This is a genomic window from Glutamicibacter sp. AGC46, from assembly GCF_053543715.1.
The window spans coordinates 145,990-161,139 of sequence record NZ_JBLVOJ010000011.1 but is presented as its reverse complement, the minus strand read 5'-3'; the positions used below and the strand labels follow the sequence as shown (position 1 = coordinate 161,139).

General features: G+C 59.4%; 18 protein-coding genes. 5 read left to right on the top strand and 13 right to left on the bottom strand.

Annotated features, from left to right (window positions below; translation table 11 throughout):
- Positions 1 to 87 precede the first annotated feature (87 nt).
- Positions 88 to 378 carry a DUF4229 domain-containing protein gene (locus ACNPM8_RS05865; RefSeq protein WP_105656947.1) on the bottom strand — a complete coding sequence of 97 codons (291 nt, stop codon included), beginning with the start codon at positions 376 to 378 and terminating at the stop codon, positions 88 to 90.
- 53 nt (positions 379 to 431) lie between these two features.
- On the opposite strand from ACNPM8_RS05865, the gene ACNPM8_RS05860 reads away from it, so the two are divergent.
- Positions 432 to 875 carry a PLD nuclease N-terminal domain-containing protein gene (locus ACNPM8_RS05860; RefSeq protein ID WP_105656948.1) on the top strand — a complete coding sequence of 148 codons (444 nt, stop codon included), beginning with the start codon at positions 432 to 434 and terminating at the stop codon, positions 873 to 875.
- A gap of 265 nt (positions 876 to 1,140) precedes the next feature.
- Here the strand turns inward: ACNPM8_RS05860 and ccsB are convergent, their stop codons facing one another.
- Genes ccsB through ACNPM8_RS05835 form a run of 5 tightly spaced genes read right to left on the bottom strand, consistent with a single transcriptional unit; the run spans position 1,141 to position 5,882 of the window.
- Positions 1,141 to 2,205 carry a c-type cytochrome biogenesis protein CcsB gene (gene ccsB, locus ACNPM8_RS05855; protein WP_105656949.1) on the bottom strand — a complete coding sequence of 355 codons (1,065 nt, stop codon included), beginning with the start codon at positions 2,203 to 2,205 and terminating at the stop codon, positions 1,141 to 1,143.
- The gene (gene resB, locus ACNPM8_RS05850) at positions 2,198 to 3,826 is read right to left on the bottom strand and encodes a cytochrome c biogenesis protein ResB (RefSeq protein ID WP_133833583.1); all 1,629 of its coding nucleotides are present in this window, start codon (positions 3,824 to 3,826) and stop codon (positions 2,198 to 2,200) included. The genes ccsB and resB overlap by 8 nt, the downstream gene beginning before the upstream one ends.
- Complete coding sequence (locus tag ACNPM8_RS05845; protein WP_105656951.1) at positions 3,826 to 4,581, bottom strand: cytochrome c biogenesis CcdA family protein; 756 nt, start codon at positions 4,579 to 4,581, stop codon at positions 3,826 to 3,828. The genes resB and ACNPM8_RS05845 overlap by 1 nt, the downstream gene beginning before the upstream one ends.
- Before the next feature lie 8 nt (positions 4,582 to 4,589).
- Positions 4,590 to 5,183, bottom strand: coding sequence for a TlpA family protein disulfide reductase (locus tag ACNPM8_RS05840; protein ID WP_332485937.1), 594 nt, complete (start codon positions 5,181 to 5,183; stop codon positions 4,590 to 4,592).
- Between the two features lie 36 nt (positions 5,184 to 5,219).
- A complete protein-coding gene (locus ACNPM8_RS05835) occupies positions 5,220 to 5,882 on the bottom strand; it encodes a histidine phosphatase family protein (protein WP_105656953.1) in 663 nt (220 codons plus the stop codon).
- A 173-nt stretch (positions 5,883 to 6,055) separates the two neighbouring features.
- On the opposite strand from ACNPM8_RS05835, the gene ACNPM8_RS05830 reads away from it, so the two are divergent.
- Positions 6,056 to 6,832, top strand: coding sequence for a DUF3824 domain-containing protein (locus ACNPM8_RS05830; protein ID WP_105656954.1), 777 nt, complete (start codon positions 6,056 to 6,058; stop codon positions 6,830 to 6,832).
- Positions 6,833 to 6,938: 106 nt separating this feature from the next.
- On the opposite strand, the gene ACNPM8_RS05825 is transcribed toward ACNPM8_RS05830, so the two are convergent.
- Together ACNPM8_RS05825 and ACNPM8_RS05820 are read right to left on the bottom strand one after the other, a co-directional pair.
- Positions 6,939 to 7,613, bottom strand: coding sequence for a redox-sensing transcriptional repressor Rex (locus ACNPM8_RS05825; protein WP_286134124.1), 675 nt, complete (start codon positions 7,611 to 7,613; stop codon positions 6,939 to 6,941).
- Positions 7,614 to 7,640: 27 nt separating this feature from the next.
- Positions 7,641 to 7,886: a glutaredoxin family protein gene (locus ACNPM8_RS05820; protein WP_332485935.1), complete on the bottom strand. Its 246-nt coding sequence runs from the start codon at positions 7,884 to 7,886 to the stop codon at positions 7,641 to 7,643.
- A gap of 62 nt (positions 7,887 to 7,948) precedes the next feature.
- Between ACNPM8_RS05820 and ACNPM8_RS05815 the strand changes: the two genes are divergently transcribed.
- Entirely contained in the window at positions 7,949 to 8,755 is an 807-nt protein-coding gene (locus ACNPM8_RS05815) for an HAD family hydrolase (protein WP_105656956.1), read from the top strand.
- A 102-nt stretch (positions 8,756 to 8,857) separates the two neighbouring features.
- Here ACNPM8_RS05815 and ACNPM8_RS05810 read toward each other — a convergent pair whose 3' ends face one another.
- The 5 genes from ACNPM8_RS05810 to ACNPM8_RS05790 all read right to left on the bottom strand — a co-directional run bounded on the left by ACNPM8_RS05810 (position 8,858) and on the right by ACNPM8_RS05790 (position 12,819).
- Positions 8,858 to 8,956 (bottom strand): 30S ribosomal protein bS22, encoded by a 99-nt coding sequence (locus ACNPM8_RS05810; RefSeq protein WP_005504750.1) that lies wholly within the window; start codon positions 8,954 to 8,956, stop codon positions 8,858 to 8,860.
- Between the two features lie 139 nt (positions 8,957 to 9,095).
- A complete protein-coding gene (locus tag ACNPM8_RS05805; RefSeq protein ID WP_013349804.1) occupies positions 9,096 to 9,320 on the bottom strand; it encodes a helix-turn-helix domain-containing protein in 225 nt (74 codons plus the stop codon).
- A 256-nt stretch (positions 9,321 to 9,576) separates the two neighbouring features.
- The gene (gdhA, locus tag ACNPM8_RS05800) at positions 9,577 to 10,920 is read right to left on the bottom strand and encodes an NADP-specific glutamate dehydrogenase (protein ID WP_105656957.1); all 1,344 of its coding nucleotides are present in this window, start codon (positions 10,918 to 10,920) and stop codon (positions 9,577 to 9,579) included.
- Between the two features lie 190 nt (positions 10,921 to 11,110).
- Entirely contained in the window at positions 11,111 to 11,548 is a 438-nt protein-coding gene (locus ACNPM8_RS05795) for an ArsR/SmtB family transcription factor (RefSeq protein ID WP_332485934.1), read from the bottom strand.
- A gap of 101 nt (positions 11,549 to 11,649) precedes the next feature.
- Complete coding sequence (locus ACNPM8_RS05790; protein WP_181148815.1) at positions 11,650 to 12,819, bottom strand: acetoin utilization protein AcuC; 1,170 nt, start codon at positions 12,817 to 12,819, stop codon at positions 11,650 to 11,652.
- A gap of 205 nt (positions 12,820 to 13,024) precedes the next feature.
- On the opposite strand from ACNPM8_RS05790, the gene ACNPM8_RS05785 reads away from it, so the two are divergent.
- Positions 13,025 to 14,458 carry a TrkH family potassium uptake protein gene (locus tag ACNPM8_RS05785; protein ID WP_105656958.1) on the top strand — a complete coding sequence of 478 codons (1,434 nt, stop codon included), beginning with the start codon at positions 13,025 to 13,027 and terminating at the stop codon, positions 14,456 to 14,458.
- A 25-nt stretch (positions 14,459 to 14,483) separates the two neighbouring features.
- Complete coding sequence (locus tag ACNPM8_RS05780; RefSeq protein WP_105657082.1) at positions 14,484 to 15,122, top strand: potassium channel family protein; 639 nt, start codon at positions 14,484 to 14,486, stop codon at positions 15,120 to 15,122.
- Positions 15,123 to 15,150: the final 28 nt, after the last annotated feature.

Below are 15,150 nucleotides of genomic sequence, written 5' to 3'. Positions count from 1 at the left end.
TCCGGCCCACCCCATCTCGTTAATTGTCATGCCGGCCATGCGTGAATGGCTGGCTATGCAGTTCGAGGTGAACCTGCGTGGGGAAATTTACTCGGCGCCAGGGGTCTGCTTGCGCTGTGATTCGTCGAATTCATCCTCAACGGCTTCATCAGCTAGCTGCATCCTGGTCTTGTTTGCCGAGGTCTTGCTGAAAGCGTTGCGGATATCTTCGTTCGCCTTTAGCCGAAGTTTATTGAAGAAAAGGTAGGCCACCGCGAAGGCCACGACCAGGCCAATAATTCCGGAAACGAAGATTGGCCACTTCATACCTAACCAGAGGCCCAAGAAAACGGCTAGGAATATGCCTAGGCGGATAACGGTATATTTCACAAACTGCATAGTCTCAATTCTACCGGTGAACCTGTGAACAGGATTATCACTAGAATGGAAGCATGGTCCGCTTATTGATTTTCGCCGCAGTGGTTTCGGTTGCTTTGACGATTTATACCCTGATCGAATGCGCTCGTGCAGAGCGCCGCAGCATTCGTTCATTGCCTAAGCCTGCGTGGATTGCGGTCGTCATCCTCCTTCCGCTAATCGGAGCCGGTTTGTGGTTCCTCCTAGGTCGCCCTGTTGCGTCAAATGGCACCCCTGCGCAGAAGTCCATGGCTCCGGACGACGATGAGGATTTCCTGCGCCAGCTGGAGGTCTGGCGCCGCCAGCAACAGCGTGAAGCCGACTCGAAAGCGCGTGAGCAAGACCTCACTAAACGTGAAGACGTGCAGAAGGCCGATGGCGAGAAACCAGCCAAGCCTGAGGCCAAGGAACCGAAGCCAGGTGCAGAACGCAAGAACAAGCCAGAAGGCACCGACAGCTCTTCGTCTGAAACCGAATAACCCCCTAGTACTGCCGGGATCCCGGCAACCAGCCCAGCACGCGTGCCAGCGCCGCGGGGCTTTTTCATGCCTCGTGAGAACTTCGGGCATTCTTGCAGGCGGCCAGGGACGCGGGGCTTCCTCTACGGGCGCTGGAGGGGCGGACGGGGGCAGGCGCCGGTCAGTGCCCCGCACTTGAGTACCAGGGCCCGCAACGAACGCTTAAAGTACTGCGAGCGGCCTCCCCGCTAAAGGGAAACCGCTCGCAGTGCTGGATTCTTAGGAACTAGACTCCGGCGTAGGAGTGCAGACCGTCGAAGAAGATATTCACGATGGTGAAGTTGAAGACCACGCACAGGAAACCGATGATCGACAACCAGGCCGAGCGTGGGCCCGTCCAGCCACCGGTGGCACGGGCGTGCAGGTAGCCTGCGTAGACAACCCAGATCACGAAGGACCAGACTTCCTTTGGATCCCAGCCCCAGTAGCGGCTCCAAGCGGCCTCAGCCCAGATCGCACCAGCGATGACAGTGAAGGTCCACATCACGAAGCCGATGGTGTTGATGCGGTAGGCGAAGTTCTCCAATGCGCCGGCACCTGGCACCACGCGCATGAAGGGCAGCTTGTCGTCCTGTCCAGCGGCCAGCCGGTTCATGCGAGCATGCTGTACCAGCTGCAGCACATTCATGGCGAAGCTGATGGCGAACAGTGCCGATGCCAGGACGGCGATGGAGACGTGAATGACGATCCATGGCGACTGCAGGGCAGGAACGAGGTGGCCAACCGGTGTCGGGAAGCCGATGGTGGCACCGCACAGCATCAAGGTGACCAGGCCGGAGATGAAGGATCCCATGAAGCGCAGGTCCTTGAAGATCAGCACCAGCAAGAAGACCAGAGCCACCAGGAATGCACCGGTGGACAGGAACTCGTACATGTTGCCCCAGGGCACTCGGTGCGCGGCTATCGCACGGGAAACCACGGCACCGCCGTGCAGGGCAGCGGCCAGCCACATCAGCACCACGGCAATGCGAGCCGTGGGGCGCTTGGCCGACAACTGCGTGTACTCCATCTTGTCGGTCACGATATGCTCGCCGACGTTGTCGGCACGCACAGCGGCACCCCGGCGCGAACGGGGCTTGGTGCCCACGGCGCCGCCGGCGCTAACCAGCAGTTCCTCGTCGCGCTTGAGCGCTTCGGAATCCATTTCGCTGATGGACTTGTTGGTCTTTGCCAGGTCCAAGGCGAAAATGATGAAGACCACTCCGTAGACCATGGCGGCCAGCAGCATGAACAACTGGCTGTATTCACCCAGCGTTTCATTGATTGGCGCTAATGCCCCAGCGTTATCCATTTACTGCTCCTTGGTTCTGCTCCTGGCTTGCCAATGGCCAAGCCTTGTCAAAGATCTTCTGTAGTTCTGCAGCTTCGCGTTCCAGACGCGGATCCTCGCCACGTGCCAGCAGTGCGTACTCGATACTACGCTTGCCGTTTTCTTGTTTCAGCTTCACCCAGACGCGGCGACGCGGGGTGAACAGCGAGACCGCAAGGCCGATCAGCGCCAGACCTGAGAAAATGCCGATTGGCAGCTTGCCCGGGTCATGATTGATGTCCAATGCAACGAAGCGCTTGAGGTCGTCAAAGGTAATCGAGCCCTTGCCGTCGGGCAGCTCGTAGGTCTGCCCCGCTTCGAGGATGATGCCGCCGGCATCCAAATCACGGCTGTTCAGCGGTTCCATCTTCTCCGTGTCCAGCACGAACACGTTTTGCGGGTTGCCGTCGTCAAGGCCCAGATCCCCGAAGTACGAGTTCAGGTGCAGCTGGGGGTTGATGGCGTTGGGATCGCCCGAGATGCCGAAGCCGTTCTCATCCACCAGTGCGGTTGGCAGCAAGAAGCCCTGGAAGCCCAGCTGCGATGGCTCGGCGTCCGGAACCTTCAGCACGAACATCGAGGTGTAGACCGAATCCTGCGGAATGGAAACCGCCGGGCCGGAATAGGAGACATTGCCGTTGCCATCCTTGACGGTGATCACCGGGGCGTAGCCATTGCCGACCAGGTACACGTCACCGCCGCTGATCCGCAGCGGATGGTTGACCTTCAGCTCCTGCTTCACTGGCTCGGCATCGGGCGATTCGCGCACCTTGACGTGGGCGGTGAAGTCCAGCGGCTGTCCGAAATGCGATTCGGATTCGCGGTCGAAGATGATGTCGAATTTGTCCAGCGTCACAGCAAAGGGCGGCAAATTATCGGCATTGAAGCCGGTGCCCGGGGTGAAGGAGTCGTAGGCCACCAGCGAATTCACGAAGGTCTCCCCCTCGACAACCACGCGCTGCCCGGTGTAGCCCAGGGCTCCGCCGATCGCGGCCGAAGCCAGTACGCCCATCAGCGAGATGTGGAAGAGCAGGTTGCCGATTTCGCGGGTATACCCGCGCTCTGCGGCAACCGAGGCCCCGGTGGCATCCTCGCGGCGCTCGACACGGTAGCCGCGCTTCTTCAGGATCCTGAACGAATCCTCGATGACCTGCTGGTCATCGGGCGTATCCGTCTCGCCTTCCAGAATTTCATGCGAGCTGTACTGGGGAAGTCGTTCCAGGCGCACCGGGGTCCTCGGCGGCGGGGTGCGCAAGGCTTTGGCGTGCTTCTTCACACGCGGGATGATGCAGCCAATCAGCGAGACGAACAGCAAGATGTAGATCGCGGAGAACCACACCGATGAATACACTTCGAACATCTGGAAGCGATCCAGCCATGGACCAGCGGTGGTGTGCTGTTCCAGGTACTGGGCTACAGATTCGGGGTTGGCGTCGCGTTGCGGGAAGATCGATCCCGGTACCGCAGCGACGGCGAGCAGCAACAGCAAGAACAAGGCTGTTGGCATCGATGTCAGCTGGGTCCAGATCCAACGCATGGAACCCATGAATCCCAGAGCAGGCGCGTCGCCAGTTCCCTTGGAATTCCGTTGTTGTTTCGCCATTAAATTGGCAACCTCACTTCATTGGCAAACCAGTTTTGCAGTTCTGCTACCCATGTTCCCCACAGACCGGTCACCATGACCAGTCCCAAGGCAATGAGTAGTACCCCGCCCAAACGCATGATGAAAACCTGGTGCTTGCGGAAGAACGCCAGCGCCTGCATGCCGCGCTGCAACCCCATTGCAATCAGGATGAAGGGCAAACCCAATCCGAGGCAATAGAACACAGTCAGGAGCGTTCCACGCCCTACGTTCGCGTCCACACCGGTGGACATGATCAGTACCGCACTCAAGGTGGGGCCGATGCACGGTGCCCACCCCAGGCCGAAGGTCAGCCCCAGAACCGGGGCACCCCACAGGCCTGCGGGCGGTTTCCTGTGGATCTTGCGGTCACGCTGCATCCAGGAGAAGCCGCCCATGAACACGATGCCCATGAAGACCACGACCAGGCCCAATGCCTGGGTGACCCAGGAGCCGTTGAACCTGAGCCACGCGGAGGCCTGGCTGAAAAGCACGCCCGCTGCGATGAAGACCACGGAGAATCCCAGGACAAAGAGCAGTACGCCGGAGACCACGCGGCCGCGCCGGTGCTCCTTCAGATCCGCACCAGTCAACCCGGTGACGTAACCGAGGTAGCCCGGCACCAGCGGCAGGACGCAAGGCGAAAGGAAGGAGACCAGCCCGGCCAGCAGTGCTACTGGGGCAGCCAGCAGCAACGACCCGTCCAGAACGATGTCGGCAAAGGGATTAGTGGTCACTGATCAGCTCACAACTCTTCGGTCAGAGCGGAGTCGATCAATGACTTCAGGGTGCCAGGCTCTACGGCACCGATCACGCGGGCACGGACACGGCCCTGGCGGTCCAGCACCAAGGTGGATGGAACCGCTTGCAACGGGACGTACTTGGTCATCGCCAGCTGGATGTCCCCGGAGGTATCCTGTACCGACTCATAGGGAATCTCGAAAGTGCGCTCGAAGGCCTTCGCCGCTTCGGCTTCATCGCGTACGTTGACGCCAATGAATTCGACTTTCTCGCCGAAGCCTTCAGCGATTTCCTTCAGATCCGGTGCCTCGATGCGGCACGGAGCGCAGGCGGCATACCAGAAGTTCATGACTACGGGCTTGCCCTGCCACTGCGTGAAGTCGATATCGGTGCCATGGTAGGTGGTGGCCTTGAGGGCAACCGGTTCGCTGCGCTTGGAAACTTCGTACTCTTCCACGGCGCCGTCGCCAGCGATGTAGTTCTTGCCGTCGCCGCTGTTTGCTTGCGCGGTCAGCGCATCTTCCTTGCCGCTGCAGGCAGCCAAGGGCACCACGGCGGCGGCAACCATGAGCGAACGCAACATGGTGCGGCGGCTCAAGTGGCGAGGATTAGGCACAGGATCTGTCATTTTGCTTTAGGCTCCAGGGATATTCGCCGCGCCGGCAAGCAGCTCGGGGCACGGTTCGGTGTAACGCACGGAGACCAATTCGTCTCCCTCAAAATCAAAGCTGGTGATGGAAGCCAGGGTGCACTCGCGCTGGCGCGGATCGTGCCACAGCGGCTTCTTCTCGGCGGCGCGGCGCGTAACCCAGATCGGCAGCTGGTGGCTGACGATAATGACTTCCGCTCCTTCGCCGTGCTCGGCGAGGGCGGCCTTGCGGTGCTCATCCATGGCCAGGCGCATGCGAGCAACCTGCTGGGCATATGGTTCGCCCCATGAAGGCTTCAGCGGGTTGACCAGCAGCGGCCAGTACTTCGGCTGACGCAGGTGCTCCGCAACCTTGGACAGCCCTTCCAGCTTGTTGCCGGCTTCGATAACCCGCTCGTCGGTGTGGACCTGCAGATCCAGAGCATTGGAGGTCGGCGCGGCTGTCTGCTGGGCTCGCAGGAGCGGTGAGGCCACCAGACGCACCACGTTGCCGCCTTCTGCTTGGCGCTTGGCAAAATATTCTCCTGCCCCATCGGCCATCTGGAATCCGAGTTCCGAGAGCCCGAAGCCGGGGATCCTGCCGTAGAGCATACGGTCAGGGTTGAAAACTTCCCCGTGGCGCAACAAATGGACGGTCGATAAAGGCATGCCTCCAGTGTCTCAAATATTCGGTGCAAATTAGCCATATTGTGGCCACCGTCAACTATTCACAGGACACGCATTGGAATCCCATATGGAAAAACCATCCTTTCGGAGGGGTTGCTCACAATCGACTGCCACTACGCTTAGTCAATAAGACAGTTCGACCAGAAGGACGCATCATGAGCGACAACGATCCTAACCAGCCGGGCCAGCCCTACAACCCGGGCCCTTCCGGCCAGGGTTCATCGCAGAACCCGTACGGCGAAAACCCCTACGGCCAGCAGCCCTCGCCGTACGGCCAGAACCCGTACGGCCAGAATCCGAATCCTTACGGGCAACCGCAGGCACCGGGCTACGACCAGTATGCCCAGCAGGGAGGTTACGCCGGCGTGCAGCCGCCGACCGAGCGGCCACGGACCTTGGCTATCGCCTTTGGCTTGATCATGCTCGCGGGCATCTTCAGTGCCCTCGCCAGCTGGCTGATGACCAACTCCAACATGATGGCCAACATGATTGGCCAGCAGTGGTCGCTGGTGCAAGAAGAGTTCCAGAACCAGATGCAGAGCACCCCGGGCATGGAGCAGGATCCACTGGTTGAACAGATGATGGCAAGCCCTGAGGCCTTCATGGCCCAGGTCAATTCCATGATGTCGACCTTCGTGATTATCTCCATGATCATCACCTTGGCCCTGTATTTCCTGGTGGGCTTCTTCGTTGGCCGCGGCGTGGGCGCCATGCGAATTATCGCCACGATCCTCGGTGCGCTTTCACTGCTGAATCTGGTGACTATCGTTCCAATGATCAGCATGTTCGCTGACACTCAAGCCGGAATTATCAACGCTGTCTACGTTGTGGGCATCTTGTTGGGCATTGCAGGCGTGGTCTTCGCCTGGTTGCGCCCTTCTTCGCAATACATTGCGCAGCGCCGCCAGGCTCGCCTGGCCGGCTTCCGCTAAACGCATGGCCGAGCCTCTTCGCGAGGCCCTGCAGGGACAATAAAGGCGTAGCCGCTCCATCCACCCAAGGGATGACGCGGCTACGCCTTTTCTCGTCTGCGCGGCTTCAGCCTTGAACGGCGAGGTATGCCAGGATCTGCAATTCAGTGGAAAGATCAACGCGCCGCAGGTTCATGCCCGCGGGTACGCGAAGCGGCATCGGTGCGAACGAGAGCACCGAGCGGACCGAAAGCGCGGCCAGTTCGTAGACCAGGTCCTGCGCAGCATCGCCCGGAATTGCCAGAACAGCGATGTTGATTTCTTCGCGTTCAACCACTGCGGCCAAGTCCGCGATCGCTTCCACGTGCAGCTCGCCGACCGGGCTGCCGACCAGTGCGGGGTCGATATCCAGGATCGCCTTGACGTTGAAGCCACGAGTCCTGAAGCCTGCATATCCGCTGAGCGCGCGCCCCAGGTTACCGGCGCCGAGGATGGCCACACGCCAGTCCTGGTTCAGGCCGAGGGTGCGGCTGATATGTTCTGCCAGTTCGCGGACCACGTAGCCCACCCCGCGGGTTCCGTAGGAACCCAACCAGGAAAGGTCTTTGCGCAGGATGGAGGGGTTCACTCCAGCTTCCTTGGCCAGCACCCCGGAACTGGTGCGTTCCAGGCCCTGGGCTTCCAAGGCGTTCAGCGCGCGCAAGTACTGGGTCAGTCGAGCCAGCGTGGCCTCAGGCAGGACCCGGGCTTCAAGCTCTGACATCTTCGTTCTCCCGCACTTTTCGGTGCTCTTGAAGAGCACAACGCATTTTCATTTATTCGGCAGCGGCTAGCTGCTCAGTAGTCGTTCCAGACGCTGTGCGTCGATGTGCCAGAAGTCGCGGACTTCTCCGTTGATCAGCAGAACCGGCACTTCCTCGTGGTGCTTGGCCAGCAATTCAGGGTGCTGGTCAATATCCAGTTCGGAAAACTCCATATTCAACCGGCCAGTCACCTCGGCCACGGTTGCGCGTGCGGCCTGGCACAGGTGGCAGCCTTCTCGAACCAACAGCTGGATCTGATTCAAAGTACTCACCTGCCTATAATCTCACGAGCCGTAACCGCCCTTAAACTTGGCAATGAAATAAACTGGATCAAATGTCTTCCATCGATCATCACCCCAGCCCGAATTCCGCCCTGGCTCCGGACACGGTCGCCGCTTTCTTCGATGTAGATAACACCCTTGTGCGCGGTGCATCGCTGTATCTGCTGGCCCGGAAACTGCATGAGCGCCGCTTCTTCCAATTCCGCGAAATCCTCTGGTTCGCGCTCAAGCAGTTGCGCTTCGCCGCGCGCGGTGAGCACCTAGGGGACATTCACCAGATTCGCGACCGTGCGTTGATGATGGTCCGAGGGATCCCGGTGTCCGAGATCGAGAAGATCGGCAACGAGATCTATGACGAATACATCGAACCCAAGCTATGGACCGGTACGGTAGCCATTGCTCGCCAGCATCGGACGGTGGGCCGTGAAGTCTGGCTAGTCACTGCCACTCCCCTGGAAGTGGCGAATGTCATCTCGCAACGTCTCGAACTTACCGGTGCATTGGGCACTGTAGTGGCCAGCGAAGACGGTTTCTACACCGGAGCGCTGGCCAGCCCGATCCTGCACGCTGCGGAAAAAGCGCAAGCGGTGCGCACCCTGGCGAAGGCTCGCGGCATCTCGCTGTCGAAATCATGGGCATACTCGGATTCCTACAATGATGTTCCCTTGCTTGAAGCTGTGGGACACCCCGTATGCATCAATCCCGATGCGCGGCTTCGCGCCTACGCCAAGCGCCGCGGCTGGCAGGTCTACGATTTCCGCACCGGCCAGCGAGCTGCCAAACTAGGCCTGAAGGCCGCTGGAGTGCTTGGTGCGCTCTGGGCGGCGCGACGGTCCATTCTGCGCCGTTCCGGCTCTTAGGCCGGCGCTGGGCGGCTTTGGATAAAGCAATCGCCACCGTTCAACAGTTTCACTGTGAAGCGGTGGCGATGATTGCCAAGCGGCAAATGCTCAGAAGTAGATTTACTTCTTATTACGACGCTGGTGGCGGGTCTTACGAAGCAATTTGCGGTGCTTCTTCTTCGACATACGCTTGCGGCGCTTCTTGATAACAGAGCCCATAGTGGTTCCTCACAAACTAAATAAATGCGTCAACCCCAAATGCCTGCTTGCGCGCGAGCCCAAGGACAAGGTTGACCGGACGTTAAACGTTCCTTAACAGATTACCCGCTTTTCGGTCATGCTCTGACCATCGCGCGGACTATCGACCGTAAGAACCGGTACCGTGCTGCGGATCAATGGCCGCGGCATTCAGATATGATTCCACGGCGTTTTCCGGAACGCGATAGGAGCGACCGAACTGAACAGCAGGCAAATCACCGGCGTGGATCAGCCGATAAACGGTCATTTTGGAAACGCGCATCATGTCGGCCACTTCGGCCACAGTCATGAAACGGGCTCCGGCAAAATTCTGTTTATCCGTCATGCGGGATATTCTCCTGACGCTGATCTCTTATTCGTCGCGTTAATTTAGCGAAGATGAACTTACACGACTTTGGATCAACATCGGCGGTTCAGGTTCACGTTCGCTTTGTACTAGTCTAATCGCACTTTTGTAACTTTTGCATCACGAAACACACACGTGACCATCTGAATCACATTTTTTGATGCCTGAACGAGACAATCCGCGTGATTTCACCGGGTCCCCAATGAATTCACGCGGATTGCAGCGCTGCAGATTATTAGATGACGCCCTGTGCGAGCATTGCGTCTGCGACCTTCACGAAGCCCGCGATGTTGGCGCCGGCGACGTAGTTCCCCGGCATGCCGTACTCGTCTGCAGTAGCAGCACAGCTGGTGTGGATGCCGACCATGATCTCAGTCAGGCGACGCTCGGTGTGCTCGAAGCTCCATGCATCGCGGCTGGCGTTCTGCTGCATCTCCAGAGCGGAGGTAGCAACACCACCAGCGTTGGCTGCCTTGCCCGGGCCGAAGAGCACCCCTGCATCCTGGAAGATCGAGGTCGCTTCAGCGGTAGTAGGCATGTTGGCGCCTTCGGCCACTGCGATGGTGCCAGCAGCAACCATCTTCTTTGCGGCCTCAGCGCCCAATTCGTTCTGGGTTGCGCAGGGCAGCGCTACGGTGCCTGCAACGTCCCAGACGCTGCCACCGGCAACGTACTTCACCTTCTTGGTGCCACGGCGTTCGGCATACTCGGAGATGCGGCCGCGCTCAACTTCCTTGATCTGACGCAGCAGATCCAGGTCGATGCCGCCCTCGTCAACGATGAAGCCGGCCGAGTCGGAAGCCGTAACGACCTTCGCTCCCAGTGCCTGCGCCTTCTCGATGGCGTGGATTGCCACGTTGCCCGAACCGGAAACGACCACGCGCTGGCCATCGAAAGTCTGGCCGCGGGTCTTGAGCATTTCTTCAGTGAAGATCACTGCGCCGTAGCCGGTGGCTTCCGGGCGAACCAGGGAACCGCCCCAGCTCAAGCCCTTGCCCGTCAGCACACCGGACTCGTAGCGGTTGGTGATGCGCTTGTACTGGCCGAAGAGGTAACCGATTTCGCGGCCGCCAACGCCGATATCGCCGGCTGGCACGTCGGTGTATTCGCCAATGTGGCGGTAGAGCTCAGTCATGAAGGACTGGCAGAAGCGCATGACTTCGCCATCGGACTTGCCGCGCGGGTCGAAGTCCGAGCCGCCCTTGCCGCCGCCGATGGGCATGCCGGTCAGGGAGTTCTTGAAGATCTGTTCGAAGCCCAGGAACTTGACGATGCCAAGGTAAACCGATGGGTGGAAACGCAGACCGCCCTTGTATGGGCCCAGAGCCGAGTTGAATTCAACGCGGAAGCCGCGGTTGATCTGCACGCGGCCTTCGTCGTCAACCCATGGCACTCGGAAGATGATCTGGCGTTCAGGTTCGCACAAACGCTGCAGGATTGCGGCTTCGGCGTATTCAGGATGCTTGACCGATACAGCTTCAAGGCTGTCGAATACTTCCGTGACGGCCTGGTGGAATTCTGCTTCGCCGGGATTGCGGCGGAAGACTTCGTCGCGAATCGTCGCTAAGTGCTTATCCAAGTTTTTCTCCTCATCACTTGGGGCAGGCACAGGCGCACAAGGGGCCTCATTGCCGGCGTCACTGCCCCGCACACGAGAATGCCATGCTGGGCATTCTGAACAAAATTTTCATGTTATAAAACAGGATTGCGCGCGTAACTTAAAAGATTGACCATATTGCACGGTTGCAGCGCCGAAGACTGGACAAGAGCTAGCGCCGACGCCCGAACCGCGGAAGTTTCTCGAAAAACTCTTGCGCACGTCCAGTAACTTGTTCCAGGCCTTGGCCAACGCGCCGACCGATCTGCTGAGCCGTTGGATTCGATACCGCTGCCAGCTGCCCCTCGGCTTCGGCCTGCGTGGTTGCCAGCTCCTGGCCCTCCAGTTGGGCAGGTACCAAATCGGCGCACCAGCGCACGAGATCTTCCAGCGCTGAGGTATCAATGCTGTAGATGCGCCGCTGCCCGGCAGCGGCCATGCTCACGAGTTCAGCTTCGCGCAGCACCTTCAAGTGCTTGGAAACAGTCGGCTGCGAGATCTCCAGTTCAGTGACCAGAGTGCCCACTGCTTTCGGCTCGTTCTTGAGCGCTTCTATTATCTTTCGTCGGGTTGGTTCAGCCAACGCCGAAAACACTTCATCAATTGCCACACACATAACCCTAACGGCATATGAACGGTTGGCAATCGATTTCCATGCCTAAAATGCTGTGAGGTCTCGCCTCTGTCTCCGTTGGCCGCAGCCATGCGAGGCTAGTCGAACCATGGATCGAGCCCGAAAAGCGGGAATATCTCCTTGCGTGTAGCAATGATGGTTCGGTCTACCGGATCGGCCGGATCATAGCCGACTTCCCAATTGCGCCACCACAGCTGGGCGTCATCGCCCATGAGGTAAGGCATGGCACGGCCGTACCTTTCCAGAACGTAGCGGCGGAAGGTCTCGGGAACATAGGTACGCAACGGCACCGGCTTGCCGGCAACAATCGCCGTCAGATGGGTCCAGGTACGCGGCACGACGGCGGTGACGTTGTATCCCCCGCCTCCGGTAGCCAGCCACCGGCCTTCGCACAGCTCATCTGCCAACTGGGATATGTCCAGGGCCGCCTGGCGTTGCGCATCAACAGACAGCTTCAAGTTGGTCATGTCATCATCACGGTGCGCATCGCAACCGTGCTGGGAGACGATGATTTCGGGCTTGAAGGCGCGTACCAGCTGCGGAACGATCGCATGGAAGGCACGCATCCACCCGGAGTCCCCGGTCATTGCCGGCAGAGCAACATTTACTGCGCTGCCTTCGGCGTTCTTGCCGCCAATTTCATTGGCGAATCCCGTACCGGGGAACAGCGACAGCCCGGATTCATGGATGGAAATGGTCAGCACGCGTTCGTCATCCCAGAAGATCGACTCGGTGCCATCCCCGTGATGCGCGTCCACATCGATGTAGACCACGCGTTGGGCACCCTGTTCCAGCATGCGATGGATCGCGGCAGCAGCGTCATTGTAGATGCAGAAACCGCTGGCCTTGCTTTTCGCGGCGTGGTGCATGCCGCCGGCGAAGTTCACCGCACGGACCACCTCTTGGTCCATGATGGCTTGGGCCGCTGCTACCGAACCGCCAACAATGCGCCCGGCGGCTTCATGCATCCCGGCGAATACCGGGTCGTCTTCGGTGCCCAAGCCGAATTCTTCGGCAACGAGTGTTGGATCCTGGCTCACCCGCCGCACCTGATCGATATAGCTCTGGTCATGGACGGAGCCGATGACCGCATCGTCGGCAATATCCGGAGCCTGTATCGTGACGTTCGGCGCATCGAAGATATCCAGCTCATCGCTGAGTCGATAGGTCAGTTCTAGCCGTGAAGGGTGCATGGGATGCCAGTCGCTGAATTTGTACTTCAGATACTCTTCATCCCACATCACCATGGTGGGCCGTGGGGCATGCTGCGGATCTAACACGATTTCAGGCTACCCGATAGTGACCCAACTCATGAATTCATGGCAGTTTGCGCGGCTTGTCGGGTCTTTAGCCGGGCAACACAAGCGTTTAGCGGTGGAAACGCGTAAATTACTAGAAGGACTTCAAATCCTCATGGCAAAGAACTGTTCCCCAGGAAACGGCGAGTAATAAATGAGCACAGCCAGTGCATCGGGCCCCAGCGCCCGGGCAGCTGAAATGCGCGAACAGCGACGCAAGAAATGGCTGACCGTTCGCATCGCAGTTGCGGACTTCACCGTGCGCTCCCCCGCGCGCTTGACTCTTGGCGCCTTCTTGCTGGCTATCACGTTGTTCACCTCCCTGCTCGCGGCGCCGTTTTCCTCGGCCACGGGGGAAGCCACCGCGCTGCATGACGCATTATTCACCGCTGTGTCGGCAGTTTGCGTTACTGGCCTAACGACCGTCTCCACCGCTGTGCACTGGTCATTCGCCGGTCAGCTGATCATGCTGGTCGCAACGTTCATGGGCGGCCTGGGCATTTTGACCCTGGCCTCCATCATGTCCCTGGCGGTATCCCGCAAGCTGGGCGTGCGAGCCAAGCTGATGGCGCAGAATTCGATGAACAGTTCTGGAGCCTCAGCCCTGGGTGAAGTAAGTTCATTGCTGCGCATCGTGATCCTCACAGCGATCAGCCTGCAGGCGGTCATCGCGCTCTTTCTGATCCCGCGCTTCTACATTCTGGGTGAAAGCGTCCTGTCCGCCATCTGGCATGGAATCTTCTATGCCGTCTCGGCTTTCAACAATGCAGGCTTCACCCCGCACTCCGACGGATTGGTTCCCTACGAAACCGACCTGTGGATCCTGGGCCCATTGATGGCCGGCGTGTTCACCGGTTCCTTGGGTTTCCCGGTGATCATGGTGCTGCTGGCGCACAAGTTCAATATGAAGAAGTGGAACCTGCACACCAAGCTGACCATGCTCACCACCACCATCCTGCTCTTTGCCGGATCCTTCCTGTGGCTGATTTTCGAATGGGCCAATCCCAAGACCATCGGCGGCTTATCCATCAGCGACAAGCTCATTCATGGCTTCTTCGCCTCCACCATGACCCGTTCTGGCGGCTTCAACCTGGTGGATCAGAACGACATCCACCAGGTGACCATCTTGTTGACCGACGCATTGATGTTCGCCGGTGGCGGTTCAGCTTCTACTGCTGGCGGCATCAAGGTCACCACCATTGCCGTGATGTTCTTGGCGATCTTGGCCGAGGTCCGTGGCGATACTGACGCGAAGGCCTTTGGCCGGCAGATTCCGCAAGGCACCATGCGCGTGGCCATCTCCGTGGTCGCCATGGGTGCTTCGCTGGTGATGGTCGCTACCGGCGCACTCGTGACCATCGACGAATCGGTGGGCTTCTCGCGAGCCCTGTTCGAGTCGATCTCGGCCTTTGCTACCGTGGGCCTGAGTAGCGGGGTTTCGCAAGAAGTGCCTCCGGCCGGCAAGTATGTGCTCAGCGCGTTGATGTTTGCCGGACGCATCGGCAGTATTACGCTCGCCAGCGCGTTGACCATGCGCCACCGCAATACGCTGTTCAGACTCCCAGAAGAAAGGCCACTCATTGGCTGACAAGAACATAGACCACAATGCCCCGGTGCTGGTTATCGGCCTGGGCCGCTTCGGTGCATCTGTCGCTGAAACGCTGGTCAAGCAGGGGCGCGAAGTGCTGGCCATTGAGCGCAGCCCGGAGCTCGTTCAGCAGTGGGCCAGCACCTTGACCCACGTGGTCGCGGCCGACGCGACCAATATTGACGCACTGCGCCAGCTCGGCGCCCAGGAATTCTCCTCTGCCGTCGTGGGCGTGGGTACCTCCATCGAATCATCCGTGCTGATCACCGTGAACCTGGTGGATCTGGGCATTGAGCATCTGTGGGTCAAGGCCATTACGCCCTCCCATGGCAAGATTCTTACCCGCATTGGTGCCAACCACGTCATCTACCCGGAAGCCGATGCCGGTGTGCGTGCCGCGCACCTGGTCGGTGGCCGCATGCTCGACTTCATCGAATTCGATGACGGCTTCGCCATCGTGAAGATGTACCCTCCGAAGGAGACCCAGGGCTTCACCTTGGCCCAGTCCCAAGTCCGCTCCAAGTACGGGGTGACGATCGTTGGTGTGAAGTCCCCGGGCGAGGATTTCACCTACGCCATGCCGGATACCATGGTGACTCGCCGAGATGTCCTGATCGTCTCGGGGCACGTGGACCTGCTCGAGCGTTTCGCAGCACGCCCGTAGGGCACGAGGATCGTGAATACGGCGGTGG

Bases quoted from the DNA above. Each gene is read 5' to 3' on its own strand.
- ACNPM8_RS05865 (WP_105656947.1), bottom strand. From the start codon at position 378: ATGCAGTTTGTGAAATATACCGTTATCCGCCTAGGCATATTCCTAGCC.
- ACNPM8_RS05860 (WP_105656948.1), top strand. From the start codon at position 432: ATGGTCCGCTTATTGATTTTCGCCGCAGTGGTTTCGGTTGCTTTGACG.
- ccsB (WP_105656949.1), bottom strand. From the start codon at position 2,205: ATGGATAACGCTGGGGCATTAGCGCCAATCAATGAAACGCTGGGTGAA.
- resB (WP_133833583.1), bottom strand. From the start codon at position 3,826: ATGGCGAAACAACAACGGAATTCCAAGGGAACTGGCGACGCGCCTGCT.
- ACNPM8_RS05835 (WP_105656953.1), bottom strand. From the start codon at position 5,882: ATGCCTTTATCGACCGTCCATTTGTTGCGCCACGGGGAAGTTTTCAAC.
- ACNPM8_RS05830 (WP_105656954.1), top strand. From the start codon at position 6,056: ATGAGCGACAACGATCCTAACCAGCCGGGCCAGCCCTACAACCCGGGC.
- ACNPM8_RS05815 (WP_105656956.1), top strand. From the start codon at position 7,949: ATGTCTTCCATCGATCATCACCCCAGCCCGAATTCCGCCCTGGCTCCG.
- ACNPM8_RS05810 (WP_005504750.1), bottom strand. From the start codon at position 8,956: ATGGGCTCTGTTATCAAGAAGCGCCGCAAGCGTATGTCGAAGAAGAAG.
- ACNPM8_RS05805 (WP_013349804.1), bottom strand. From the start codon at position 9,320: ATGACGGATAAACAGAATTTTGCCGGAGCCCGTTTCATGACTGTGGCC.
- ACNPM8_RS05790 (WP_181148815.1), bottom strand. From the start codon at position 12,819: ATGGTGATGTGGGATGAAGAGTATCTGAAGTACAAATTCAGCGACTGG.
- ACNPM8_RS05785 (WP_105656958.1), top strand. From the start codon at position 13,025: ATGAGCACAGCCAGTGCATCGGGCCCCAGCGCCCGGGCAGCTGAAATG.